The sequence below is a fragment of the Carboxylicivirga sediminis genome (genome assembly GCF_018156225.1).
Classification (GTDB): domain Bacteria; phylum Bacteroidota; class Bacteroidia; order Bacteroidales; family Marinilabiliaceae; genus Carboxylicivirga; species Carboxylicivirga sediminis.
The window spans coordinates 1-1,796 of record NZ_JAGTAR010000085.1; the positions used below are offsets into that span (position 1 = coordinate 1).

Sequence of the window (1,796 nt, forward strand, 5' to 3'; positions counted from 1 at the left end):
GAGGGTGTCCAAAATTGAGACATCCTCTTTTTTGTGTTTTAAAATAGATTTGCTTTTGCATTATTGCTATGCTGCTATGAAGTTGTGCACGGGCTGATATTTGTGTTTAAAGCTTGATATGATAGTTAATAGTTGTTTTCTACCTAAAAAAGTAGCTTTTTGAGCTTTTTCCTTCAGCTTTTTGGTCATCTTACTAATATTTAAAGCAATCGCCACCAGGCCAAACTCCAGGCCAACACCTTCAAGCCCTTTTAATTTAAACCGATTAAACCCTTTGTTGTATTTAATCTGACCAAAGACAGCCTCTGGCTCAATGGGGCGTTTACTTCGGTGTTGTAGGCCTTTAGCACTGTTAAGTGCTTCTCTGGCTTTTTGTTTGTAAGCTCTCAGCCTAAAGTTTACTTCAATACTACGATTGCCCTTGCCTTTGAAGCATCGTCCCCTGATTTGGCAGCCGCTGCAGTTTTTTGCCCTATACTTTCTAAGTGTGCTTTTATAGCCATGGGCATTTGCTTTTTCGCACTCTGTAACAAAGTGCATGTGCTGTCCCATTGGGCATACAAAGTAATCGCCTACTGTATTGTAATGCAAATTCTCTACTTTGTACGGATCAGTTTTAAACGCTTTCTTTTGTTCAGCATGAAAATAGTTGAACTTCACATAGTGCTCAATCTGCTCCTTTTCAAGATGCTCGTAATTTTCTTCGCAGCCATAGCCACTATCGGCTACAACCTCTTTAGATTGCTTATTGTAGCGGTTTTTAAAACCAGTAAGGTAATCAATAAAAGTGCGTGTATCAGTGGGGTTCTGATAAATGCCATAGTGGGTAATAAACTGGTTCTCGGTACTCATCTGCACATTGTAAGCCGGCTTTAACTGCCCGTTCTTCATGTGGTCTTCTTTCATCCGCATAAAGGTGGCTTCCTTGTCGGTTTTAGAACAGGAGTTGCGGTTGTCACCAATGTCTTCGAGTTTTTGTTCGTATTCTTCAAGCTTGGGCAGGTGCTTGTTCTCCAACTCTTTTACCAGCTTCTTGACTGGTTTTTCCTGTGCCTTCTCTGATTCCTTGATTTGCGCAATCCGCTTTTTGAGCTCGTTGGAATCAAAGGGACGAGATTCATCATCCTGACTTTGATTGTCGTCGGCAATGCCCTGCTCAATCTGCTCCAGAATGTTAGCAATCTTCTTCTCCAAGTTAGCTTTGTACTTTTCCACAGACTTGCGCCACACAAAACTGTAGCGGTTGGCCTTGCTTTCAATCTTAGTACCATCAACATACTGTACATCCAGACTCACATACCCCAAATCAACCAGTATGAGCACCACTTGGGTAAACAGCTTATGAATGTGCTTTTTCAAGCGCTTACTTCTAAAATCGTTAATGCACGAATGCTTCGGAAACTGCTTGCCACTTAGCCACATATAGGCAATGCTTTCTGTCAGGGCCAGCTCCATCTTTCGGCATGAAAATACATTACTCAGATAGCTATAAAACAATACTTTTAGCAGCATTCGTGGATGATACCCCTTACATCCACCAGCCTTATAACTCTTTACGATATCATCTATATCAAGCTCATCCACTACTTGACTGACTATACGAACCGGTGCGTTCTCGGGAATAAACTCATCAAGACGGGATGGGAACAACTCGGATTGGCCTTGATTATAGGGCTTGAAGTTAATTTGTTTCATGCCTTAAGATACTAAACATCAAGCATCTAACCAAATAATCAAGGCAATAATCTATTGATTATGAATACAAAAGAGGGCATCCGTTTTTTGGACACCCTCTT

At 41.1% G+C, this 1,796-nt stretch carries 1 protein-coding gene; it reads right to left on the bottom strand.

Going from position 1 to position 1,796, the window contains the following annotated elements; genetic code table 11:
* Positions 1-66 precede the first annotated feature (66 nt).
* The gene (locus tag KDU71_RS22700) at positions 67-1,695 is read right to left on the bottom strand and encodes an IS1182 family transposase (RefSeq protein WP_394369705.1); all 1,629 of its coding nucleotides are present in this window, start codon (positions 1,693-1,695) and stop codon (positions 67-69) included.
* Positions 1,696-1,796: the final 101 nt, after the last annotated feature.